Origin of the sequence: Diplocloster modestus, from assembly GCF_019042245.1 — a bacterium.
In the GTDB taxonomy this organism is placed as follows: Bacteria; Bacillota; Clostridia; order Lachnospirales; family Lachnospiraceae; genus Diplocloster; species Diplocloster modestus.
On record NZ_JAHQCX010000003.1, the window covers coordinates 386,213 to 411,089 of the forward strand.

22 protein-coding genes and 1 tRNA gene are annotated in these 24,877 nt (G+C 47.4%); 3 read left to right on the top strand and 20 right to left on the bottom strand.

Features of this window, described 5'->3' with window-relative positions:
• Window positions 1-42: 42 nt before the first annotated feature.
• From ligA to KTH90_RS06860, 12 genes are all read right to left on the bottom strand, one after another.
• Window positions 43-2,064 carry an NAD-dependent DNA ligase LigA gene (gene ligA, locus KTH90_RS06805; protein ID WP_238726528.1) on the bottom strand — a complete coding sequence of 674 codons (2,022 nt, stop codon included), beginning with the start codon at window positions 2,062-2,064 and terminating at the stop codon, window positions 43-45.
• Entirely contained in the window at window positions 2,064-2,384 is a 321-nt protein-coding gene (locus KTH90_RS06810) for a hypothetical protein (protein ID WP_238726529.1), read from the bottom strand. Before KTH90_RS06810 ends, ligA begins: the two co-directional genes overlap by 1 nt.
• Window positions 2,381-2,602, bottom strand: a complete 222-nt coding sequence (locus tag KTH90_RS06815; RefSeq protein WP_227144125.1) for a hypothetical protein — start codon at window positions 2,600-2,602, stop codon at window positions 2,381-2,383. The genes KTH90_RS06810 and KTH90_RS06815 overlap by 4 nt, the downstream gene beginning before the upstream one ends.
• Window positions 2,603-2,614: 12 nt before the next feature.
• Window positions 2,615-3,097: a hypothetical protein gene (locus KTH90_RS06820; protein ID WP_238726530.1), complete on the bottom strand. Its 483-nt coding sequence runs from the start codon at window positions 3,095-3,097 to the stop codon at window positions 2,615-2,617.
• A 61-nt stretch (window positions 3,098-3,158) separates the two neighbouring features.
• A complete protein-coding gene (locus KTH90_RS06825) occupies window positions 3,159-5,351 on the bottom strand; it encodes a PcfJ domain-containing protein (RefSeq protein ID WP_238726531.1) in 2,193 nt (730 codons plus the stop codon).
• 1 nt (window position 5,352) lies between these two features.
• Window positions 5,353-5,898 (bottom strand): DUF7666 domain-containing protein, encoded by a 546-nt coding sequence (locus KTH90_RS06830; protein WP_238726532.1) that lies wholly within the window; start codon window positions 5,896-5,898, stop codon window positions 5,353-5,355.
• 11 nt (window positions 5,899-5,909) lie between these two features.
• On the bottom strand, window positions 5,910-6,860 hold the full coding sequence (locus tag KTH90_RS06835) for a Cas9 inhibitor AcrIIA9 family protein (RefSeq protein WP_238726533.1): 951 nt from the start codon (window positions 6,858-6,860) through the stop codon (window positions 5,910-5,912).
• A 77-nt stretch (window positions 6,861-6,937) separates the two neighbouring features.
• Window positions 6,938-7,189, bottom strand: a complete 252-nt coding sequence (locus tag KTH90_RS06840; RefSeq protein WP_238726534.1) for a hypothetical protein — start codon at window positions 7,187-7,189, stop codon at window positions 6,938-6,940.
• Window positions 7,189-8,979 carry a YodL domain-containing protein gene (locus KTH90_RS06845; RefSeq protein ID WP_238726535.1) on the bottom strand — a complete coding sequence of 597 codons (1,791 nt, stop codon included), beginning with the start codon at window positions 8,977-8,979 and terminating at the stop codon, window positions 7,189-7,191. Before KTH90_RS06845 ends, KTH90_RS06840 begins: the two co-directional genes overlap by 1 nt.
• 39 nt (window positions 8,980-9,018) lie before the next feature.
• Entirely contained in the window at window positions 9,019-10,089 is a 1,071-nt protein-coding gene (locus KTH90_RS06850) for a hypothetical protein (RefSeq protein ID WP_238726536.1), read from the bottom strand.
• Window positions 10,090-10,152: 63 nt separating this feature from the next.
• Window positions 10,153-12,426 (bottom strand): SF1B family DNA helicase RecD2, encoded by a 2,274-nt coding sequence (gene recD2 / locus KTH90_RS06855; protein ID WP_238726537.1) that lies wholly within the window; start codon window positions 12,424-12,426, stop codon window positions 10,153-10,155.
• Window positions 12,427-12,443: 17 nt separating this feature from the next.
• Window positions 12,444-13,508, bottom strand: coding sequence for a YqaJ viral recombinase family nuclease (locus KTH90_RS06860; RefSeq protein WP_071698920.1), 1,065 nt, complete (start codon window positions 13,506-13,508; stop codon window positions 12,444-12,446).
• Window positions 13,509-14,448: 940 nt separating this feature from the next.
• Between KTH90_RS06860 and KTH90_RS06865 the strand changes: the two genes are divergently transcribed.
• Together KTH90_RS06865 and KTH90_RS06870 are read left to right on the top strand one after the other, a co-directional pair.
• Window positions 14,449-14,658, top strand: a complete 210-nt coding sequence (locus tag KTH90_RS06865) for a helix-turn-helix domain-containing protein (RefSeq protein WP_009257965.1) — start codon at window positions 14,449-14,451, stop codon at window positions 14,656-14,658.
• Window positions 14,659-14,679: 21 nt separating this feature from the next.
• The gene (locus tag KTH90_RS06870) at window positions 14,680-16,110 is read left to right on the top strand and encodes a site-specific integrase (RefSeq protein ID WP_238726538.1); all 1,431 of its coding nucleotides are present in this window, start codon (window positions 14,680-14,682) and stop codon (window positions 16,108-16,110) included.
• A 230-nt stretch (window positions 16,111-16,340) separates the two neighbouring features.
• On the opposite strand, the gene KTH90_RS06875 is transcribed toward KTH90_RS06870, so the two are convergent.
• The 6 genes from KTH90_RS06875 to KTH90_RS06900 all read right to left on the bottom strand — a co-directional run bounded on the left by KTH90_RS06875 (window position 16,341) and on the right by KTH90_RS06900 (window position 20,823).
• Window positions 16,341-16,417 (bottom strand) — tRNA-Arg (locus KTH90_RS06875).
• 262 nt (window positions 16,418-16,679) lie between these two features.
• The gene (locus KTH90_RS06880) at window positions 16,680-17,555 is read right to left on the bottom strand and encodes a DUF3881 family protein (protein ID WP_158350476.1); all 876 of its coding nucleotides are present in this window, start codon (window positions 17,553-17,555) and stop codon (window positions 16,680-16,682) included.
• Window positions 17,556-17,955: 400 nt separating this feature from the next.
• Window positions 17,956-18,477 carry a DUF4446 family protein gene (locus tag KTH90_RS06885; RefSeq protein ID WP_158350474.1) on the bottom strand — a complete coding sequence of 174 codons (522 nt, stop codon included), beginning with the start codon at window positions 18,475-18,477 and terminating at the stop codon, window positions 17,956-17,958.
• 17 nt (window positions 18,478-18,494) lie between these two features.
• Window positions 18,495-19,373, bottom strand: a complete 879-nt coding sequence (locus KTH90_RS06890; protein WP_158350472.1) for a ParB/RepB/Spo0J family partition protein — start codon at window positions 19,371-19,373, stop codon at window positions 18,495-18,497.
• The gene (locus KTH90_RS06895) at window positions 19,364-20,140 is read right to left on the bottom strand and encodes a ParA family protein (protein WP_158350470.1); all 777 of its coding nucleotides are present in this window, start codon (window positions 20,138-20,140) and stop codon (window positions 19,364-19,366) included. The genes KTH90_RS06890 and KTH90_RS06895 overlap by 10 nt, the downstream gene beginning before the upstream one ends.
• A gap of 227 nt (window positions 20,141-20,367) precedes the next feature.
• Window positions 20,368-20,823 carry a hypothetical protein gene (locus KTH90_RS06900; RefSeq protein ID WP_158350468.1) on the bottom strand — a complete coding sequence of 152 codons (456 nt, stop codon included), beginning with the start codon at window positions 20,821-20,823 and terminating at the stop codon, window positions 20,368-20,370.
• Between the two features lie 278 nt (window positions 20,824-21,101).
• Between KTH90_RS06900 and KTH90_RS06905 the strand changes: the two genes are divergently transcribed.
• Window positions 21,102-22,049, top strand: a complete 948-nt coding sequence (locus KTH90_RS06905) for an alpha/beta fold hydrolase (RefSeq protein WP_238726539.1) — start codon at window positions 21,102-21,104, stop codon at window positions 22,047-22,049.
• A gap of 180 nt (window positions 22,050-22,229) precedes the next feature.
• Here KTH90_RS06905 and rsmG read toward each other — a convergent pair whose 3' ends face one another.
• Window positions 22,230-22,973 (bottom strand): 16S rRNA (guanine(527)-N(7))-methyltransferase RsmG, encoded by a 744-nt coding sequence (rsmG, locus tag KTH90_RS06910; protein WP_158350464.1) that lies wholly within the window; start codon window positions 22,971-22,973, stop codon window positions 22,230-22,232.
• A gap of 2 nt (window positions 22,974-22,975) precedes the next feature.
• On the bottom strand, window positions 22,976-24,874 hold the full coding sequence (gene mnmG / locus KTH90_RS06915) for a tRNA uridine-5-carboxymethylaminomethyl(34) synthesis enzyme MnmG (RefSeq protein WP_158350462.1): 1,899 nt from the start codon (window positions 24,872-24,874) through the stop codon (window positions 22,976-22,978).
• Between the last annotated feature and the right edge of the window lie 3 nt (window positions 24,875-24,877).

The window sequence follows — 24,877 nt, forward strand, 5'->3', positions numbered from 1 at the left end:
ACCCGCAGCCCTCTCCCTTGTTATTTTTTGACCTGTTTCCTTTTAAGCCACACCAGCCATATTGAAAAACTCATTCGGCGTCAGCACCCGAATGCCCAGTTCCTGTGCCTTGGACAGTTTGCTGCCGGCCTTCTCGCCGCAGACCAGATAATCGGTCTTGTGGCTCACCGAACTGCCGGCCACAGCGCCCAGAGAGGCGATCAGGCTGTTCATCTCATCGCGGGTATAGGGCTCTACTTTGCCTGTCACCACAATGTTCTTCCCGGCAAATGGAGTGTCCTGGCCGACTGCCTGATTGTTGGCCGCGGCCGGCTTCTGGATGTTCATCATCATCTGTAATTCCTCCCAAATACAAAAATTTTCTTCATTGCAGAACCATTCATGGATATTGTTGTGCAGCGTCTCTCCAAAATCCGGGAGCTGGCGGAAGTCATAGCCCGTATAAACCGCGTCCCGAAATTCTTCAAGACTGCCATGGAACTCCCGGCAGAGAACACCGCTGGCTGTGTTGCCGATCATGGGAATGTCCATGGCAATCACATACCGTTCAAAGGTGGTGTTGCGGCTCTGCTGGACAGCATCCCACAGGCGCTGCCAGGACTTTACGCCAAAGCCCTCCATGCGGATAATTTCATCCCGGTGCTGATCCAGCCGGTATAGATCCAGATAGCTGTGAATCCATCCACGGCCAATCAGTTTTTCCAGCGTCGCCTCGGACAGCCCCTCAATGTTCATCGCCTTCTTGCTGACAAAATGGACAAACTTTTTGAGTTTCCGTGTCTCGCAGGTGGCATTGTCGCAGAACAGAGTCTTGATGATCCGCTCCTTGCCGTTTTCATCCCGCCCTTTGGTTTCATGAACGCGGGTCGGCTGGCCGCAGCAGGGGCACTGGTGCGGGAACGCCGCTTCCAGATTGAAACCGCCCCTGTCCATGTTTTCCTCCACATGCGGAATGATCATATTCCGCTTGCTGACCAGTATGCGGTTGCCCGGCATCAGCTCCAGGTCCTCAATGAAGGACAGATTGTGCAGGCTGGCCCGTGTCACTTCGCATCCTTCGATTTCTACTGGAGCAAAGATGGCTACAGGCGCAATCTCACCAGTCCGTCCCGGCGTCCACTCGATGGAACGAAGTGTTGTCTTAAACAGCTCGTCCTCAAATTTGAACGCCAGACCGTCCTTATAGTGATGTCCTGTGCGCCCGCATCTTTTGGAAAAGGCAATATCATTGTAGGTTACAACGATGCCATCGATGGGAATATCGCTGTCTTTTGCATACTGCTGCAGCTGCTTGATGCCGTCCTCGGTTTCCGCCTGTGTCAATGGCCGCTTCGTCACCAGATATTTGCACGGGGTAAAGCCCAGCGGCCGAAGCTCTTTGAGGCGTTCTGACTTGCGAGGCAGGTCATCAAAACCCTCCAGAACATTGAAGGGCATGAAGGTCACGCACCGTTCCATGCACTCGCCGGCATCCCGCAGGCGCACCGAGCCAGCCGCCAGATTACGGCCATTCTTGTAGGTTTCACCATTCTCATCCACTATCGAAGTATTCAGACGCTCAAAATCACTGGGACGGATAAACGCCTCGCCGGTGACTACCAGACGCCCCGGGTACTGAATATGGGCTGGAATCCCACTGATTGCTCTGGCGTTGTGAGTGACAATCTCACCCTCATCACCATCGCCCCGTGTGGCCGCTTCCACCAGTTCGCCGTTCTCATAGGTCAGTTTGATGGTAAGGCCGTCCAATTTGAGCATGAACATCACCTGATGCTCGCCCATAAACCGGCACAAATCCACGCTGCTTTTTACTTTATCCAGAGAAAGGAGCGGGATTTTATGGGCGGTTTTCTCCAACTTGCCTACCACGGGATAGCCCACGGTAACAGTGGGAGAGTCCGACATCTGGATACCCGTTTCCTGCTCCAGTTTGTGAAGTTCGTCAAAGAGCCGGTCATAGACCTCATCACTGACGCTGGGATTGTTGTAGTTATAGTATTCGTTGCAGTAGCGGTTGAGCCGGTCGGTCAACTCCCGTTGCTTTCTCAAAGTATTCTGTTCCATCAGGCCGCCTCCTTATCCAAAACGCGGAACGCCATAATCAGAGTTTCCGCCGTCTTCCTTTGATTCGTATATGAACTGCACACACCGTCCTCAAATGACCAGGTGCTGGCTGCACCCCACCACATTATGGAGCCCCGCCCATCGTTTGCCGCATTGATGCGAGGATCGGGCGGATTGAGAATTTTGGTGTAAACACCCTGGGTATTGACCCATGTGACCTCCCGCAGTTGGCCGATGCATCCGGGCCGGCAGTGGCCGGTAACCTCCAAGCGTGTGCCCGGCCGCAACCTGCGTTTGAGCTGATTCAAATTTTTAATCATGCTGCACCTTCTTCCTTCTTCCGTGGATGGGCGGCATAGCGCCCAAAGTTTAATTCCCTGATCATGTCCTGAATGGCGTCGTCATCCTCCCACGCAGTGGAGAGGGTGGCCCGCTCCGGCCCTTCGCCCACATGGATGCTCACGGTCCCACCGTAAATCTGCATCAACACATCAGGCCGCTGGGCGCAGACGATTGCTAAATTTCCAATCTGTTTCATTTTCTTCTCCTTCTATCTGATATTCAGCCAGACCACAATGGGCCGGTCAAAGTCCGCAGTCACATAATTCTTTCGCGTATGGATAGGGCGGTAACGCCCATCCAGTTCGCACTCCACGCTCTGCTCAATACAGCCTCCGCTCTGGGCCAGATGCTCCCGGAATGCGCGCAGGGTCTGCAGGCGCACCGTCGGCGGGTCGTTCTCCCTGCATCGCAGGTCCGCACAGTACACATAACTGCGCGGGTTTTCTTTGAGCATAAAGCCGTAGGTCATATACAGGCGGCACTTGCGTTCCCGCTCCCGCTCGATATGCTTCACATAGTCTACGGCGCTCTTGATGCCCTGCGTCAGATAAAGATACCCCATCTGATAACGCTGCTCATCCGACAGGGGGAGCTCCGTCTTTTCCTGCCCCGGCAGTCCTTTATAGATGCGGAAGCTCTCCGGTGCATAGCGGTAACCGTGGATGTGGTACTCAAAAGAAGTTTTTCTCATAAAGCCTCCTTGCAACAGTTGGCCGGACGCCCTCAAAGGACGCCCGGCCATTGTACTTACATCATGCCGCCGCAGGGAGTTCCTGCTGCTGCACGACTTCTTTGTTTTCCATCAGGTCAGCCAAAAGCACATCTGCCAGCAAATGGCCGGCAAGATGCCCGGTATGGATGACCACCCGATCTTTCTTCATCTGGATAAACTCCTCGTTGCGCAAGACGCGGCTCTGTGCGGCCAGCTTCAAGTCTTGGCCTGTGAGCCGTGCCGCAATGACTTTTTGCCACTTCTGCAGAAATTCCGTCGCCTGCTCAATGTCCTCGTGCTGGCGGTCAAACAGCGTGCGTTTTTGCCGCACAGTGCCGTCCGGCTCAATCTCCAGTGTGTAATAGGGATCTTCTGGTTCCTCCGCTCGGCGCAAAAACATGATGAAGCTCTCCCGGCGCTCGATGCGGTCATAGTACCGCTCGCCGGCGCCGTCATTCCCGACACAATGGTGAAGCATCCGCCCTTCTTTGATAATATCGAAAGTATTTTGAGGGGCAATGACCAGATAATCCTCATCTGCATAGGCATACTTTTTCTGCAATTCCTCGCAGATGGAGCGAACATGGGGGTACTTCTTGTCCATGTTCTCTGCTTGAAGCTCCAGGCTTCCAGCCTCACACTGGATAACCAGTTCATCATGCCGCTGACGCAATTTACGCGCACGATAGATAATTTCATCGCTGGTGTCGATATGCAGACGCTCTGCCATAGCAAGGTAGTCCTGCCATGTAGTCAACGCCTGCCGACAGCTTCCGTCAAAATACGGCTTCTGTTTTTGCAGATAGTTTCGGATCTGAATCGGACTCATGCGGTCCGCGATGAACAGAATATCTTTGGCGCTGATCCGCTCTTTTTTAAACCAGCGAAACAGTTCATCCGGTATGCATTGATTGGTCCGCTTTTCAAGCTGCAGCCATGCCAGGTCTTCCGTATCGCCATTCATCTGCCGCAGACGGCGGAATTTGGGACCGTCTAATCCCAAGGCCCGAATCAAGCGCGGCTCATTCGGATAGAGTATCCGTTCCCGCACAGAATCACAATGTTCAAAGCATTCTTTTGTCAGCCTCGGCAAGTCTGCCTTCCAAATCTGCTCCATCTTCGGCATCCGCTTCCAAACAGCCAAATACTTTTCCGGATCAGTCACCGGATGGGTGCGTACCCACTGCACAAGGCCAGTGCCGAACAGCTCCTTTTGTTCCATGCAGGGAAGGCTCTTGCCATAAACCCTGCCTGTCTGATCGCCACAGTAACCATAGTAACAGGGGTTACCGGCAATCCATCGCGTTTCCCGCTGGCAATACACGCCCCAATAGTAAGAGCGTATTTCTCCGCTGCGGTCATAAATCGAACGGCGAAACTCATGCCAGTAAGGCTTTCCAGAGGGCAGACTGTCTTTCCAGTAAGTCCTCTCTGCCCAGAATTCACGGAGAACAAAGCCATCCTTGCACCGCTGAATCAGATAAGCATAGTCCTTTTCTGTCCGAATATACCCGGCGCGCCCCAGGGCTTTGAATACAATGGGATGCCGACAGCAGGCACAGCGTCCTTTCTTATTGTGATATGGATGCCCGGATATAGGGACCTCTTTCCCACAAAAGGTACAATAACCGTTTTGGGCTCCGCCGCGTTTATAGCGATAGAAGATGAAATTTTCCCGCACAGCCACCTTATCAATCCAGCGCGTCCAATCCTTGGGCAGTTCAGGCACCTGAGCCAGATCCTGATCCCACGCGCCGGTAATTCGTTTATGCCTCTGCTCCAACTGTTCGTCCCGTACATTTCTCTGAAAATCAAGGATACCGAGATCACCGCCGCGTTCCCCACAAAGATAGTCCTGTACTACGGCAGCATCTTTCTCACTGGCCCAGCAGGTGGCATAATAGTTTCTCCCCGGCCAATTCAGCCTGTCCAGTTTGGCGTCCCGCCATTTTTTCTCTAAATGGTCGTAAGTCAGAAACTGGTGCGCTTTCTTGTCAAGGAACACTTCATAAGCAGGATTGTTGCCATCCAGCCGCAGATGTTCCGGCAGATAAAAAGCCGCTTTGAGGATGCCATCCTGAACGACGCAGTTCATATATGGATAGTAGGTCCGTTCAACATAGCGATAGCCATAGGGGCCTTCATGCTGTTTCGGCTCATCCGCTATTGCTGCCTGTTTCATCTCCGGCGTTGCCGTCAATTTCGGCATTGCCAGAAGTGCAGATTTCTTCAATTTAGTTCACCATCCTTTTTTCAAGCTCCACTCCATACCAAATTCCTGGTTGGAGCGTTTTCCCGTCAATCTCCGCCACCACGATCTGCTGGATGCCGCCGGTAGTGCCGTCCTCTTTTGCAAAAGCAAGTACATCTCCGTTCCGAGTCCCTTTTGCAATAGGGTCGGCGCCGCGCACCGCTGCATAGCCATTCCACGCTTCAGCTTTGTCCGCCTTTATATTGCTGTTCCACTTCCGCTTCGGGTGGTCTGCCATAAAAGCAAGGCCATGGAGGAAAAGTTCTTTTTTTGTTAGCCGTTTCAAAATTGTCAACTCTGTACAGGAAATTTTGGAATCGACATCATCCTCGTCAATGTCTCCACCAGCATCGACAATATAGTATTCTGCGTGGTTTATATCTCCGTAATAGCTCAAGCAATCCAATGGGTCCTCAGCACAGTGAAACCCATTATGAGCACAGTTGGCCTTTTCTGTTACATTGAGTCCCATCTTAAACTGGTAGTCTCGGCAAATCAGGCCAGGAAGAAATCCTTTATATGCAATCATGTTGCACCCCCTTAACCTGCCTTTGCCATGCCGAGATCCAGCAGCGACAGCTGACCATCGTTGGCAGGCTTTTCCTTCTGCACAGGCTTCGGTTTGGCTTCTGCCTTTTTCTTTTCCTTCTGCTTCTTTTTGGTGGTTCTGGCGAAATCTTTTCCATAGTAGGGGTTCGGTACAAACTTTTCTTCTTTCTCATGATCCTCTTTGGCGTCTGGGTCGCGGAAATAATCCTCTGCCCACTGGTAGCACAGATCGTCCGGAACATCACAACCATACCCTTGGCTGCCCGGACCTGGCTGAATGCCGCTTGCTTTGAGTTCATCCTGAATGTAGTCCCACGCCTTGCGGCTGATGTACTGGAAACAGTGGATCATTGACTTGCGCGGGTGCATGGTGAGGCGTGCGAAAGCAATATCCTCCAGGCACTTGGTCTGGATAAATTCTGCCACACACTCTTTCATGTTGCGCCGGGTCAGTTTTTCTGTATCTGCGCTGACCCGCTGCATGGAGGCGTTCACCACCTCGTCGTCGCTCATCGCGGCCAGACGCTCCAGCTGCTCCTGCTCGGCCTTTTTCTTTTCAGCCTGCCGGGCTTCCCATTCTGCTTTACGCTTGGCTTCAGCCGCCTCATGCTCGGCACGGCGTTTTTCCTCGTCCGCATCGGTGGCTGCATCGGCCTTGGCGGGCGCCTCCTGCTCTTTACCGGCATCGTCCCCATCCGTGTCCGCTGCCTCGGAAGCATTGTCTCCGTTCATGTCTTCCAATTCCTCGGCCTCATCGTCTGCATCAAATGCGGGCGATGGCGGCGTTTCCACGACAGGGGAAGTCGCTGAACGGCTGTCCGACGGCACCGGCAGCTCGTCAAAAGTTTCCTCATCCTCAAAGGCGTCTCCAGCCGGTACTTGTTCTGCGGGAAGCCCGAGCTCCTCCTGCTTGTTCAGCGCCATTTCTGAAAAATATCCCATAGTGATCTCCTTTCCGTCGTTTCATAAAAAAGGCACGGAACAGGCCAATGCCCATCCCATGCCTTTGCCACATTGTTTTACAGCACATAAACCAATGTACTGTAGCTGTCAAAGCAGTAACACACCACATTCGGATATTGCTTTGACCATTCCTTGATTTGATCCTGCACTGCTTGAGCCGCCCTGCGCGCCGGACCGTTCCACGGCGGCGGAACCGTCACCGTAAAAAAGCCTTTTTCTGTACGGGGCCGCACATCAGCGTCCAGATGGACGCATTGCTCCAGGAGCGCCAAAAGCTGGCTCTCCTTTGTCTCACTCACGACAACCATCAAAACCTCTCTTGTGTCTTTTCTGGAATTTCCTTCTTTGCGAGCATAGGGGAAAACTTTACTTGTCTAAACTGGTCTTGTCCGCTTACATAATAATACGCCCGCTTGGTACCATGATTCAGTTCCACTACATCGGAAATCGCCATCGGCCGCCCGCGGCAGCCTTCAGGCAGCCGCTCCCGGCAGTCGGCAAACAGGCGCTTCAAAAATGCGTCATCCGATTCCTCCGCTGGACAGTAGATTTCTCCACTTCCTGCCACATAGTACATCGCCGCAGGCGGCTGTTCATAACCAGCCGCTTTTAACGCTGTAATATCCTTGAAAGCAAATGGGATCGCGTTCTCTTCGTCCAGTTGAAGTTGATAAAGTACAAACCTTTGTTTTCGCCGCTGTGGCTCCAACAGGGCGGCAAGAGCGTCCCGGCCGCCGCACAGGAAGGTTTTATGTTCCTCCCCCGTCAGCCCCAGATACTCTGTCAGTCCGATGTCTTGCTCGGCCCGGTGCTGCCACTGTTCCACGCAGTCCTCAATGTGGGCCAGCTCGCACAGCCCGCGCAGATACTGCTCTTTGAAACTCAACTTTTCAATTTCCTTTTGCCGCTGACTGCCCTGGCGCAAAGCCAGCTGCCAGTCATCAAACCCTTTATAATTGGGATTCCAAGTCAACCGCCGGCAATTCATGCCGTGCTTTTGCGCCATTAAGTAAATTTTGGATGCCCCGGCCATGGTCATTTTGTTGTTGTACTTGTCCATGTCATGGGCTTCGATAATCTCTTCTGTACCACTCTGCGCCAGCAACGCGAACATAGCGTCCAACGGACTGGTGTTATTGGCGCCGGCAATCGCGGCGAAAGTGCGCCCGGTCAGACAATGGGAGATGTCTGCCTTCAAAAGACCTTCAATCACATAAACGACACGGGCAGATGGATTTCCTGCCAGATGTACCGGGCTGCCCGATCCTGTCCCGCCCTTTTTTGAGGAAGACGAAAACCAGATATATTTTGCTCCCGGCTTTTCCGGCGGATCATCCTTGTTTTTCAGCGGTATATCCAGTTTGATCTGGAATCCCTGCAACATGCCGTCAAAGCCGATGGCAGGGATCAGGATGCCGGCTGTCTTTTGATAAAAAGCCATAGTCCAATGTCCACCGTTATCCTGGTAAAAGCCCGGCACTCCCTGCACCTTGCATCCCTGCTTGATCAGCCGTTCTGTAATAGACCGGCATAGAAAAGGCGGTGGGGTGCTCTTAAATCCCAGTGCGTCAATCTGTTCATCAGACAGCCCGCGTTTTGGGGAGCGCAGATGTTCCCGATGTGCCGGCCGCAGCGTAAGTTGAGCAAGCAGCAGGGATAGCGTCTGGTGGATCTCCGCTGGACTGGCCTTATTCGACTGTGGTACTGTTTTTCGCTCGGAAGAAGAATGACCGGCAGGGGCAGCCCAGGCCTCCGAAGTTGAAGGGCATGGGCTGGCCGGCCGTTGTTGGGCTTCATTCCCGGAGCGTGCGTGTTCCTCTTGGATATTGTCACACAGAGCTTCTGCAATCTCCCAGTAGGCATCGGATGTAGTCGTATGGTTAAGTTTAGCATACAGCGCCAGCATTCCGCCATGTGCATCGCAGTGGTTGCACCGCCAGACATTCTTGACGAAATTGACATTCATCCGTCCCCGGCGGTCACCGCAGAACGGGCAGTCCACATAGACGCTGTTCGCCTGTTGACGCCTGATGCGCAGGTTTAATAGATTGACAACTTCCATGATGCCGAAAGGAAATTCATCCGGGTATGAGCCCATTTGTCATTCCTCCCTTCATACCCGAGCTGGGGCTTTGCATCAACCGGCCTTCTGAAGTGAATTGAGGACCAGTTGAGCGGCGGCCCGAACGATGTTGTCCTTGCTTTTGTTGCCCGGAGTCAAATAGAAACGCAGATTGACAGGCCGCTTCTTCGCCACTTCTGCAATAGTCAGCCCCCGGCACACACCGCTGTCCACAACGACCTCCTGTGCCTGTTCCAGCGTCATCACCTTCAGAATATCCTCTACAGGCATATCCGGGGTATATGCAGGGGCCTCTTGCACGATTTCGGCTTCCGGGACCTCCTGTGCCTCCTTGGTGGCCGTCAGATCCTCTGCAGGGCGCTGAACTGGCAGTTCCTCCGCAGGGAGATGAATTGGTAATTCCTCCGCCGCCTTACTGTTTTCCGGCTGTTCTTCCGTTGGTGCGAATCCCGCTGGCAGTGTATCCGTGTTTGTAGTAGGGCTTACCGGCAAACTCTGCTCATGGGCCGGAGTTGCTGCAGGCTGAATCTTCGTTCTTGCTGTTTCTGCGTTTTCAGATGCCCTCTGTGGCGTTTGTGTGCCCCCGGAAACGGAATTACCCTCGGAAAGAACAGCGGCCTTCTGCGAGGCGCTGGAGGGCTCCTGCGGCAACACAGTGTTCACAGGCGGAGTAATGGCAGAGGGCTGCGTTTTACTCACAGGCGCCGCTTTCTGTACGGAAGCGGCATGAGTGTCGGCGCTCACAAGCTGGATGCCAAATCCAGCGTCCGAAAGGGCCTGGCTCAACGCCTCATTTTGAGCTGCCTTCACAAAGTCCCTGCTATCCTGCATGGTCTGCTGGGCAACGCTCACGCTGAACGGCTCCGCGTCACTGCGGTCCAGAAATACCTTGGCCTCGAAAATCGCCATCTGCTCTGTGATCCTCATGGCCGTCAGACGCATACGCCCGTTGGGGTGTGCCATTCGGAACCAGAGTTTCTGATAGGGTAAGTCCAATTTCATGGAGTCCCCGGCACGCCGGAGGAACTTCAGCGGATCAAACCCCGGTACCTTGTTCAGTTCCGCAGCGGCAGGAACGGCCTCGTACATCGTTTTTGCATTATTGTTGTTGTCACTCATCTTCATAAACTCCTTCCTGTATAATAAATAGGGGACGCTGGGCATTTTTCTGCACCTTGCGTCACATTTTTAGCCTGCGTGCTTCAATTCTTTTTCCAAGTCCGCCGGAACGGGAATACCGGCCCGCCGGGCGTACGCCTTATAGTACAGGTGGATGCGCTCACCCAGAAGCGTGTTGCGTTTGCCGATCTCGTTGCGATGGATTGCCATGAACAGTACCTGCTTTTGACCGATGAGCACCACACGCTTTTTTGCGCGGGTAATGCCAGTGTAGAGCAGATTTCGATAGAGCATGACAGTATGTGCCTTTAAGAGCGGCATAATGACCGTATCGTACTCGCTGCCCATTGCTTTATGAATCGTGGTGGCATAGGCGAGGTCCAGATTGACCATATCCTCTATGCCGTACTCCAACTCACGGCCCACACCGAAGTCAAGTCCAACGCGAGTTCCATCTTCATCATTTTTGATATAGCGGATGAATCCCAGGTCGCCATTGGATACCTTGGCAGTGTTTTTGGTCTGCATGATCCGGTCATTGACCCTGAATACCTTGACACCGATTTTGATTTCTTCCTCGGCGGAACGGAACGGGTTAACCACTTCGCGGATCGCTTCGTTGAGCTGTTCCGCAGAGGCCGCGCCATCCGAGCGGAAAGGCGACAGGATCTGCACCCGGTCAATCCCACTTTCCTCGATCTCCCGGCAGTAGCGGGCAACAATTCGTTCAGCGGCTTCCGCCTGATTGTTGCTTGCCATGAAAACGAAATCCTGGCCGTAGTACAGCTTGGTGTTGCCTTCGTTAATGAATTTGGCGTTGTAGGCGATCAGGCTGTCCTTGGACTGACGGAAAATCTGATCCAGCACCGTCACGGTGATAAGGCCGCAGTCAATCAGTTCGCGGAACACATTCCCGGCGCCTACACTGGGAAGCTGATCCGGGTCTCCGACAAGAATGACCCGTGCTCCACCTTTGATGCGTGAGAAAAATTTATTTGCCAGCCACATGTCCACCATGGAAAACTCGTCCACAATGATCAAATCGGCCGAAAGCGGCTCTTGGGTGTTGTTGCGTTTTATTTCATCTTCCTCGCTGGCGAGCCCCAAAATGCTGTGCAGCGTTTTGGCCTTATCAACCCCGGTGCTTTCCGCCATACGCCGGCTGGCTCGGCCTGTCGGCGCCATCAAGGCGATCTCTCCCTGGGGATGCAGGCGGCGGTAGACCTCCAAAATTGTTTTCAGCACGGTTGTCTTGCCGGTGCCCGGGGAGCCTGTGATGATGGAAAGATTGTGGCGATAGGCTGCATACACAGCCGCTTCCTGTTTTGAGGACAGCGCCAATCCAATTTCTCGTTTGACCTGCTCCAAAATTTGTTCGATCTTCTCCGGAGCAGGAGGCTCCACCACACGCATCGCAATCCGGCGGGCGGTTTCATCCTCTTGTGCAAACACACGGGGAAGATAAATGTCTCCTTTGACGGATACGACCTCTCCATGCAGGATCATATCTTCGAGGACATCGCTGACCTCTTGTGCATGGAGCCGAAGCGAAGGAATAGGGATTTTAGCGTTGAGTAATTGGAGCGCCTCTTTTTGCAAAGCCTCACTGGTCAAAAACAAATGTCCGTTTTTCCCCTTGCTATCCTCCAACGCCCAGAACAAGGCGCCTTTGATTCGCATAGGGGCGCGCAGGTCGCCTCCGTTTTTCTGAACGATGGCATCCACCCTTAAAAAGCCAAAACCGGATATTTGGCAAAGCTCAAACGGACTCTTTTTCAAAATGTCCACGCTGGCCGGGCCGAAAAACTGATAAATCTTCTGCGCTGTTTTCGGTGTAATCTTGAACGGGGAGAGCAGCGTCATCAGGTCTTGCAACATCCGGCTCTCTGCATATGAGGTCTTGATGGCCTCCAGCTTGTTCTCCGTGATGCCCTTGATCTCCAGTAGCCGCTCCGGGCGATTTTGCAGAATGTCCAGTGTCTCCACGCCGAAGCGTGATACGATCTGTTTGGCGAGCGCCGGCCCAATGCCTTTGATAAGACCAGAGGCCAGATAGCCTTCCACTCCACTCTTGGTTTGAGGGACAATTTCATGCCACTGCTCCACCTGAAGCTGCATCCCATACTTTCCTTTTTTCCATTCGCCATCCAGTTCCAGTTCTACCGCATCTGTGCGGGGCAGTTCGTAGCCGGTTGCCACAAACCGAATCAGATGATCCTTGCGTCGGCGGGTAGACCTGGCTTCTTCGGGTACATCCTTCTCCGCGGTTTTTACACTGATGATGCAGAACTTATTTGCAGGATTATAGTAAATTGTCCCATCATAAGTTCCTCTATGGATCAAATCATTTTCCTCCTTTCTCATGCCGTCTTGGTATCAATTTTCACACTGAACCTTCGGGATTCTGAAACGGTTACATACTGCTCGTAAATATCAGGGTGGTCCAGCTTCAGCCGTATCAGATTGTCTTTGTCAATGCCGGGCGTTCTCACTGGATTGTAGGTGACAATATAGTTCACCCCATCCTGTTGGCAAACGGCCTTGCAGCTCTTGCCCATTTCCGCAACCAGCGCCGCCTTCAGCCGCTTCATATCCGCCTCGATCTCTTTGCTGCCTGCTTCCGTGAGTTTCTTCTGCTCTTGGAGCTGGAGATAGCGCATCAATTTGGCTGTCAGGCTCAAATCAAGCGTTACAACGGGGGCATCCTGATCCGCGGAGCCCGTATGCCGGCGCACGCTTTCAAGCACCAGATCACCATCTTCGGTATAAGGCGGCGGCGTCCTGGTAAGAACATGGTTTTCCCAGAAATACTGCTCCAGGAAAATCATCTCCTCCTCATAGGACTCATCCCGCCGGATTTCACGAATAATGGTTTCTTCCTCGTTGTTGCCATACAGGCAGCAGAAGAAACAGCGGTCCACATTCATGACAGCCATATAGTGCCGCCCTTGGGTTTCATAATAGACGGGAACAGTTTCTTCACCGTTTAGCCACCAGTTATCCCTTGCGTTATAATTTGTCGTTTTAATCTCCAGAATTGCGGTACTGCCATCCGGCAATTCCACAAAATAGTCCACATCGGCCAGCATCCACGAATACTGTGGGTGCTGGAACATTTTTTTGATCTGATAGACCTTGTACCCTGTGCGGTGTTGGAATATCTTCGCCACCAACGGCTCCAACAGGTGCCCCATTTCCAGAGCAACCCAGTTGTCCTCATTATCTTCGACCGCTACGATATTCAACTTGTCAAAGTAGAGGTCTCTTGCCGTCCGCCAGGGTGAAATTCCCAGCAGAGCCGCCACATCACTGCCGCCAATCCCTTTCCGGCGGTATGCAAGCCATTCCTCTTCGGACAGGCCCGCCGTTTCCACCAAAATTTGGGGTTGACTTCGCTTTTCGGCGGCTACATTGCTCGCCGGCATCTTTAGCACCCCCTCCGTGTTCGGCGGGGAATAGCGTGTACTCGAATCATTGGACTATGGACTTGGCTGGATTTGGGCACCTTCTGATGCTGCCAGTTCTCCAAAGGCCATTTCCTTTTTGCCATAGGCTCCTGCCTTCGCTTTTTTACATTCATGCGTGTTACCTGCCTTTCTGTAGTTTGATATATCCTCAAAGCCGTTTCCGGCATTTGGGCGACAAAAAAGCGAGCATGACAAAGGGCAAAACGCCTGTTGTCCATAGTTGCCTATGAACCAATGTCATCCTCGCTGATGGGGAAACCCCGAAAAATAAAAAAAGCCAGTAATATACTGGCCCGAATGGGCGCAGCAATACTACTGGCACAAATACAATCTTAACTGCGTGTGCAATGCAGGGCTTTGAGCCTTGCCGTACAGATACAAGATCTGTATCCCACATGGGGAACGCACAAAAATCAATTACAAGTACAGGATAGCACAATATATTGATTTAGTCAAGAATGAATATCTATATTTAGTGTTTCGGGCGAGTGCTTTTACTTTCTCAAAAGTTTTTGAGAAAGCATGTAATGTGTGCAGAAATTCCTGCACCATTTTCCTATTTATAGGGCGTACAGATATAGCAGGATGTTCCATGCTGATCTGTACGCCTTTGTACTTTGAAAAAAGAATAACTCTGTTTCAGGGGTTATACAGGGAGCGCGGATAGTGTGCGGAGACTTTGTGTGCTCACCCACGGTTGAAATACTGCATAGCAGGCCCTGGCAATACGCGGCGGAAAGCCCCGGCGCAGGAAGTGACCTGGGACAGCTTACTTAAATATTTGGAATCGAACGCCTTGTTTTTTACTTTTTTGTTGATGTGGCGGCAGAGAAAGCGTATATGATATATGTAGGGAATCGTAGGCTTCTTTGTCGGCCACACAGAAAGGAGGCTATTCGTGGCTGATAAACAATTTCTTGAAAACACAGATCGGAATAATGCAGAAAAACGGAGCTATTCCGTTTCAGAGGCTGCTGAGATCCTGGGCGTCAGCAAACGCTCCATTTATAACCTGTGCGCCAGCGGAGCATTCAAATCTGTACGCATAGGGACTAAATTGAGGATTTCCAGAAAGTCCTTTGACGAATGGCTTGATGGTTCCGATTGATTTGGAAGGGAGCCTACAACTATGGCATCAATACAGAAACGCGGTAAGAAATATGCTGTTGTCTACACCTATGATGACTCAAAAGGTGAGAAGAAACAGAAGTGGGAAACTTTTATAACCAAAAAAGAGGCGTTGAAGCGGAAAGCCGCGGTGGAAAATGAGATCAATAACGGCACTTTTATTCCGCCCAGTGAACTGACCGTAAAAGATTTTCTGCGAGACTTTGTAGAACTATATGGAACCAAAAGATGGGGACTGTCTGTTTATGCTTCTAATAATGGCTTAATCAGCAATTACATTAACCCGTTGATTGGGGACGAAATTGTGCAGGACATCAATCGCAGGTCAGTGGACCAATTCATCCAGAAGCTGCAGAAAACGCCTCCAATCGAAACTCCATACAGACATGCACGGACAGACTTTGTTACGCCATGCACCATTGAAAAGATTATTAAGCTGATGCGCTGTGCATTTCATCAGGCTGTCCGCTGGGACATTATTGGTAAAAATCCGTTCGAGGATGCAATCTTGCCCAAGCGGGAGAAAAAGGTCAGAGCCATCTGGACTGCCGATATTATTCGAGATGCTCTCAACCACTGCTCGGATGGAAAGCTGTATGTCGCAATCAACCTGGCCTTTGCCTGCTCCATGCGGATGGGCGAAATCACCGGCCTTACATGGGACTGTGTTCATATATCAGATGAAGAAATCGCTCGGGATGATGCCTTCGTCTGGATTGAAAAAGAGCTGGCCCGTGTTGACCAGAAGGCTATCAACGCAGTTGGCGAAAAGGACATCCTCTTTGTATTCCCGCGCTTGATGGGCGGGAAGTCTTCTACGCGGCTCGTTTTGAAAAAGCCTAAAACAGAAAGCAGCATTCGTAAGGTTTGGATTCCGCGAACTCTTGCCTTTATCTTGCGGGAATGGAAAGAGAAGCAGGACAAGCTCAAGGAGTTTATGGGCGATGACTATATCGACTACAATCTGGTTTTGGCGCAGGAAACGGGCCGCCCCTGTGAAGATCGGATTATTGGAAATCAGTTTGAACGATTGAAAAAATCCGCTGGTCTTCCAAATGTTGTTTTTCATTCTCTCCGTCACTCCAGCACAACTTATAAGCTGAAAATCAATAAGGGAGATGTTAAGGCAACGCAGGGTGATACCGGTCATGCACAAAGCGACATGGTTACCCAGGTTTACGCACACATCTTGGATGAGGATCGGAAGGTCAACGCCCAGAAATTCGAAATGGCCTTTTATGCGAACGCGGATTTGCGCGGCGTTGAGCAAAGGCTTCGCGCAGAAAGCGCCGCTGCTGAACCTGACTCTGAAATTCTGCTGAAGCAGTTGGATGCTAAACCCGAACTCATGGATGCCTTCACGAAAAAGTTTGTTGAGCAGTATGGAGAACAGATTATGAACCAGTTAGCAAAAAAACTGATTGGTGCATAAATACACAGGAAGGCATGAGACGACACAAAACGCTGCGGCAGTGCTCATTAGCAAAATGAGCAATTTTTTCAAGTTTGGCATAAAAATCGTTCGAGTCCTGTGATGGAAATTTGAGCAGATGGGAGTAAGAAGTCTCCACTCTAACCAATGATAAAAAGGAAATCTGTTCTAATCCTCGTAGCGAAAAAAGATAAGGAAAATGCCGCAACCTCTTGCGGTTACGGCATTTATGGCGTCCCCGGGCAGATTTGAACTGCCGGCCCCACGCTTAGGAGGCGTGTGCTCTATCCAACTGAGCTACGGAGACATATTCGATTTTTCATGGTCAAGGATGGAGCGATCCGCCTCCCAGGACTTTGATGACCTGATTATTAGGAGGCGGTCGCTCTATCCAGCTGAGCTACGGAAACAATTATAGGCCGATAATTACCGGCAACTTATATTTTACTGTTAATTTATGATTTAGTCAACCTTCGAATTTTATTTTTATAAAATTTGTAAAAACCTTGAACCATAAATTCATGATACCACTTCTTGATGCTGCTGAAATATCTAACGTTCTATCTTATCTACTCTTCATAATTAATACTGCCCTGCAGCCAGATCGTTCCTCGGAACCTGCGCCCACTCTCCGGCTCGCCCACCAGATCATCCTTATTGATACATATATCGAACGTCAGTTCATTGCAATCCAATGTTAGAATATAGATCTCCTCTTTTGTAATAGAGTTCTCCACCAGCTGATAATTCAGTATTTCACCCATGATTGAATACTGATCGCATTCCACTCCATATGGCATAAAGTAAGTATCCACGATAGAGAGAACATCTTCATACATAATTCTTCTGGAGATCATGGAGTACATATCCATATCCTCCAGTGTGAGACTCTCGATGGCGTCCTCATCTCCATTTCTGGCCGCGGCGATCAGTTTATTCCTGTTGATACTGGCTTCCCTGTCATTTTTGATCTGGGATTCGTTCTTGCTGATAGGAAGCAATATTTTCCCACTGTTAGAAAGACCCGACAGTGTGACTGTATAACTTCTATTCAGACTGTGATCGCCAATATGATTCAAATACTCTGCAATATTTTGCAGATAAAAAATCAGGGTGACACCGATCTTCACATCATCACATACTCCGGAATAGGCATCCCCGTCTGCATGACGCTCCACAGTCACTTCTTCTGTGGATGTGATTCCCTCACCCTTAAAATATGGATAATAATACTCCCACTCAAACTCATCTTCACTTGTGTACTCGCCTCTGATGGCGATTCCCATCTGTTCCGCAAACGGTTTGGAAACTTCAGCGAAATTCATACTCTCGCCTTCATTTACTATCTCATGATATTCAAAATGGTCCCATGTATCTTTCACCAGGGTTTCCATATCCTGCTTTGTAACATCACTGAATCCGATTGCCCTTAAATATTGATGCATATGCTACCTCCCGCATCATGCTTTCTTAATTTCTATTATTATAGGGGCTGCTTTAAAATGTTTCGTTAAAAAAATTCTCTCTCCTATCATCAATAGTCGAAAGAACATCCGCCAAACAAAGATTTTCATATTCTTTATTTCATTCATTATATAATAGGATCTTTTATTTTACAAGTAAAATCTAAATAGCTTGTTTTTCTTGTTTGACCCGGGACTCTATCTGAGTATTTCCATCTAAATTTTGTCCCGGGCCCTTGATTGGACGTTGTATCCTTTCCTAATTACCCATTATCTGATTGGCTGATGCCGGCTTGCTTTTGTTACTTTTTGCCTGCTTTTGAACGTCTACCTCAGAATCTGACCATGTACGGACTAGTCTGACTTGAAGTTAACATAATTTTTACTTTTTCATTAGATCAGCCTGCAATGCCATATCTAACGCCTGTTTTTCCTCTTCTCCCAGTACAATGAAGGATTCTCCGTTCACGATTTCTTTCGCATAAGTATAACAGCCATCACTGCTGTGCATCGCATTTAAAATAAACCCATCGTTTTTTTGGTTCAACATCGCTATGGCGAAACTGAGCTTTCCACCCATTTCGCTAAACGCATTATATTTTATGACTCCTAATTTTTGATAAGTTAATTTCATATTTTCCACGATTTTATGAATTTCTTCTTCGTGCTTCAGATCGGTTACTTTTAATTCATCGATTTCTCCAAAGCGTTTCAGAAAATAGCTTTCCAGTGATTTTCCATTTTCTCCCTGCATAAATGCTTCATAATTCATCTTTAGTTTTTTTAACTTTTTATTGGTAGTAATTAGTATAATAAATAGTACGATTATAAGTATCAATAAAAAAGCCGCTATGCCTGCAACTAAATAAAACGGATCTATTCCGTACATTTCAAGTATGTCCATTATGTTCCTCCTTTAGTCTATTGAATAGATTCAAACAACTCCATTATTCGTTCCAGTTCTTCGCTGGAATAATATTCAATCTCTATCCTTCCTTTGTTGTTATCCTTACGATTAATGGAAACCTTTGTACCAATGATTGATTTCATTTTCTCCTCTATATTCTTATAGATAACCTCATCCCGCAATGGTTCCACTGCGATCTTTTGCTTTTGGTTCTGATATTGTTTGACAAGTTTCTCAGTTTCCCTTACACTCAGCTTTTTATCAAATACCTCGTTTGCCACTGCCAATTGCTGTTCCGGATCTTCAAATGCAAGCAGAGTTCTGGCATGACCTGTAGTAATCTTTTCTTCTATGATCATCTGCTGAACTCTCTCATCTAATTTCAGTAAACGCATGGAATTCGTGACCGCTGTTCTACTCTTGGAGACGCGTTCTGCCACTTCGTCCTGTTTTAAATGAAATTCTTCTAACAGACGCTTAAATGCCATCGCCTCTTCGATTGGATTCAGGTTCTCACGCTGAATATTCTCTATTAGGGATATTTCTACTACTTCTTTATCATTATATTTACAGATTATAACAGGCACTTCTTTTAATCCCGCGATTTTTGCTGCCCGCCATCTTCGTTCACCTGCTATTATTTCATAATAATCCGGCTTTTCTTGTACTAACAGCGGCTGTAATACCCCAAACTGTTTTATAGATTCTGACAATTCCAGCAAAGCATCCTCGTCGAAATTTTTTCTCGGCTGACTGCGGTTTGGCTCTACTTTATTTATCTTAACCCGAACTGCTCCATCACCGTTTCCCTTTTGTTTTGCATCTGTTTTGATAATTGTTTCCGGAATTAAACTGTCCAGGCCTTTTCCCAATGCTCCTCTTTTTACTGCCATTCTTCCTCTCCCCTATGTATCACTTCTTCTGCTAAAAAACGATAACTTTCTGCACCAGCCGACTTGCTGTCATATAAGTTTATCGGTAATCCATGGCTTGGTGCTTCTGCCAGTCTTATATTTCTGGGTATAATGGTTTTGTATATTGTCTGATGTAAGTTACTTTTTACGTTTTCCACTACCTGCAAAGACAGATTCGTTCTGGCGTCGTACATAGTGAACACAACCCCTTCCATCTCTAACTCGGGATTTAATCTTTCTTTTACAAGATTAATAGTATGAATAAGCTGGGTTAATCCCTCCAAGGCATAGTATTCACACTGGATCGGAACCAACACCGTATCAGCTGTAGTCATTGCATTGATAGTCAGCATATTTAGTGAAGGAGGACAATCAATTATTATAAAATCATATTCATCCCTGATCTTTTCGATTGATTCCTTGATAATAAATTCTTTGTTTTGGACACCGATTAATTCGATTTCCGCTGCTGCCAAATCAATGTCTGACGGTAGAAGAGCTAAATTTTCCAATACCTCTTTTTTAATACAATCCTCTATATCAGCTTCTCCTAAAAACAAATCATATATTGTGTTCTCAATATTGGTTTTATCAAGGCCTAAGCCACTTGTTGTATTACCTTGGGGGTCGATATCTATGGTCAAAATTTTTTTGCCCATTTCCGCCAGACAAGCAGAAAGATTAATAGCTGTGGTGGTCTTTCCAACTCCACCTTTTTGGTTAGCGATAGCAATTGCCCTACCCATAATAATCCTCCTTTGTCCGTAAATATGAATCACTGTCGACATTATATCATGATTGCACAGCAATCATGATACCTCCGGGGGATGCACACTCCGCACTAAGGAAAGTGCTCCGGCGCAGATATAATGTCTGTCGACATTATATCATGTTTTTTTCACTTAGGCTATAAAATGTTTCACGTGAAACATTTTCAATCCTAATTTTGTAGAATGTTTCACGTGAAACATTATTATTCCAATTCTTTTAGTGATTTTAACAAACTTTTCAACTCTAATTTACATCTAACAGGATCGACATCAATCAATTTCAAACAATACTCAAGTTTATTTATTATATCTCCTCTATTTTTTACTTTTAAATCATTTGTCTCTACGGTCCACTGTTGCTGTACTTCCCGCAAAGATTCTAATTTATGATTCCAATTTAAAACTTCGATTTCCAATTCTTTTATCTTATTTAATACTCCAGACTCTTCTTCCTCTAATTTTTTATAATTTTCCTGATTAAAACAATCCTCTTCATAGGGAGAAAATATCCTATTGTCATTATCTTCCTGAGTTTTTTCAAATTCCATCATTTTACGAATATCTTCTAATTGGCGTTTATACTGATTTAACATTTCCAATTGTCTATCATATTCTATTTCACACTCATCATAAGTTCGATCGAAATATTCGTTTACCATATGTATAATCCTTATCTATTAAGACATAATGTATAAGATAACCTTTTTTATGTATAAGACTTTTAATGTAAAAGACTAATCAAATTCTAAATATATAAAATAATACATATTATTTTTTTAAACAAGCTTTTCTCTATCATATACCAATACGAAATTTAAAGGAAGCTTATTTTCCAATTTTTCTAAAAACTATCTTAATTTTTGAAAATATATTTGTAAGTGAGCTGCATTTAGATTATAATAAACAGAGATAGAAACAGATAAAGGAGGCTCGAGTGATGAACAAGCAAATTAAAACAATAGCCCTCACGACAGCTGCTGCTACTGGAGCACTGTTCTGCATAAATAAACTAATAAATACTCTTTCTATATCAGATAATATATTGGGTAAAACTAGAGGTTATTATTATGACTGGCGTTTTGGAAAGATCTATTATACAAAACAGGGTTCTGGAAAACCATTATTATTAATTCACGACCTGAATGAAACCTCATCAGCATATGAATGGAAACACATGATACAGTTATTAGCAAAAGACTATACTGTATATGCTTTAGATCTGCTCGGCTGCGGAAGATCAGATAAACCAAATTTAACATATACCAATTATCTCTACGTACAGATGGTAACTGATTTTATAAAGAATATTATCTGCCGAAAAACAGATATCATAGTTACAGGTACATCAGGTTCTTTTATTATCATGGCCTGCCATAATGATCCTGAGCTTATACAAAAAATTATCATTATAAATCCGGACAGCCTTGCATCATTAAACCAAATTCCAACCAAGAAATCTAAGGCCTGGAAATTTTATTTAGAACTGCCGATTCTGGGTATGTTTACTTACAATATGCTTCATTCAAAAGATAAAATCGGAGGATATTTTCGGAACAAGTATTACTACAATATCTCTTCCATAAATGAAAAGGATATTTTTGCATATCATGAAGCATGCCATCTCGGTAAATCCACTTCCAGGCATTTATTCGCCAGCATGGAGGGAAAATACACTAATATTAATATTCTTCACGCGTTAAAAGAATTAGATAACAGCATTTATCTGATTGGGGGAGAAGAAGAAGCGGACATTGATCAAATACTGAAAGAATACACGTACTACAATCCCGCCATAGAAACAACCCAAATCAGAAACACCCGGCACTTACCTCACTTAGAGAATCCTGTTGCCCTTTATAATCAAGCAAAAATTTTTCTGGAATAATATGCATTTATAACATAAGCTGATTTAGATACTGCTGGCGCCTTAAAAAAATAGTAGGTCTGGATCCCTGGCGTATACTATGAACCTAAGTAAGCACAGAAAGTAAAGTGCCTGTTCCCCGGATGTCAACCTATTTGAGTCAACATCCAGGGAACAGGCACTTTTAAACTATTCGCTTCCTTATATAATTGGATCTTTCTTAGGAATCCCAGCCTTTCGCGGATAAATCCTGGGCGTATCTTTTACCTTTCCTATTACAACAAATGAGCGTGATATATCTGTATAAGGAAGTTGGAACATCTCTTCCTGTTCTATTTTTCCTCCCAAAACTTCGACTGCCTTCCTGGCTGCTGCTACCTCTTCTTCGATATCTCCGGATTTGTAAGCCACAAAGCGACCGCTTTTTTTCACATAAGGAATACAATACTCAGACAATAATGCCAGATTCGCCACGGCCCTGGATACACAGAGATCAAACTGCTGCCGATACTTAACATCCCTGGCATAATCCTCAGCTCTCCCATGAACCAAAGTCACATCTCTTAACCCAAGCTTATCCACAACCTGACCCAAAAAACCGATTCTTTTGTTCAAAGAATCCAATAATACTACTTTCAAATGTGGATAAACAATTTTTAATGGAATACCGGGAAAACCGGCTCCTGTACCGATATCCATTACTCTATGAATATTTTTTATGTTAACCACTCGACTCAGCAATACACTGTCCACAAAGTGTTTTTTCATCACTTCATGATACTCTGTAATTCCCGTCAGATTCATCACCTTATTCGTCTCAACCAACATATCATAATAATCCTGAAACTGGCGGACCTGTCCTCTGGTTAACTGAATCCCACAGCTTGCCAGATCTTTTTCAAATATTGTACTGTCATAGAGAAGTCCGATCTCTCTGTCTTCCATACTCATCTCCCGCTCTGCTCCTGATTTCTCCTGTACTGCTCCAGATGTACTAATAAAACAGAAATATCTGCCGGGGATACTCCGGCAATTCTGGATGCCTGCCCAATAGAGACCGGGCGGTATTCCTTTAACTTCTGTTTCGCTTCTATTCTAAGCGAAGATATCTGCTCATAATCAAGGTCCGGGGGCAGCTTCTTCTTCTCCAATTTTTTAAACTGTTCGACCTGTTTTAACTGTCGCCGGATATATCCCTCATATTTCAAGTTGATTTCAACCTGTACCTGTACGTCTTTTGGCAGATCAGGCCTGTCAGGATCGATAGATTCTAATACCTGATAGCCCAATTCCGGCCGCCGAATCAATTCCGCCAGCGTAGTACCCGACTTAAGCGGTGTACTTTCCAAATCCATCAACAGATCTTGAACCTTTTTTGTACCACCTATATGGACTTGTTCTACCCGGCACACCTCTTCCTCAATCTGACGTTCTTTTTTTATCAAATTCTCGTAGCGCTCACGTGGGATTAACCCGATCTCATATCCCTTTTCCGTAAGCCTCAGATCCGCATTATCCTGTCTAAGCAGAAGCCGATATTCCGCCCGGGACGTCATCATTCGGTAAGGCTCTCTGTTTTCTTTTGTCACCAGGTCATCGATCAGCACTCCTATGTATGCCTCCGATCGGTCCAATATCAGCATTTCTCTTCCTAAAATTTTTAAAGCCGCATTGATTCCCGCTATCAGCCCCTGTGCCGCTGCTTCCTCATATCCGGAACTTCCGTTGAACTGCCCTCCGCTGAATAATCCCTTTATATTTTTAAACTCCAATGTGGGATCTAACTGTCTTGCATCGATACAGTCGTATTCGATAGCATATGCATTTCTCACGATATTTACATGCTCCAGTCCGGGTACCGTCCGATACATTTTCTGCTGTACATCCTCCGGCAAAGAACTTGACATACCTCCCACATACATTTCATTGGTGTGTATTCCCTCCGGTTCAATAAAAACCTGATGCCGGTTCTTATCCGAAAATTTAACTACCTTATCTTCTATTGAGGGACAATATCTCGGCCCGGTTCCTTCAATCATACCGGAATACAGAGGTGACCGGTCCAGATTCTGCCGGATAATCTCATGCGTAGTTTCATTCGTATAAGTCAACCAACAGGAAACCTGATTGATCTGCACATCCTTCGGATCTGTTGTGAAAGAGAATGGAACCACTTCCTGATCCCCAAACTGTTCTTCCATCTTCCCGAAGTCAATCGATCTTTTATCAATTCTGGCGGGGGTACCTGTTTTAAAGCGATACATCTTAACCCCCAGTCTTTTCAGGGAATCCGTAAGATAATTAGCGGCCTGTAAACCGTTAGGCCCCGTGTAACTGCTGATTTCTCCATAAATACACCTGGCCTTCAGATAAGTTCCAGTACACAAAATCACAGCTCTTGCATGATAAACAGCCCCGGAATAAGTCTTCACCCCGTTAATTGCACCATGCTCCGCCAACAGCTCCACCACCTCCATCTGCTTGATCTGCAGATGTTCGGTATTCTCCAGCACTTTTCTCATACTTCGGCTGTACTCCGCTTTATCCGCCTGCGCCCTCAGGGAATGTACCGCCGGCCCCTTAGACACATTCAGCATCTTAGACTGGATAAATGTTTTATCTATATTTTTCCCCATCTCTCCGCCCAGGGCATCAATCTCCCGTACAAGATGCCCTTTGGAACTGCCTCCTATATTCGGATTACAGGGCATCAGCGCGATACTATCCACACTGACGGTAAACATCATGGTTTCCAGGCCAAGCCTGGCAGCCGCCAAAGCCGCTTCACACCCGGCATGTCCCGCTCCTACCACTACGATATCACAATATTCTTCCACTACTGGCATATT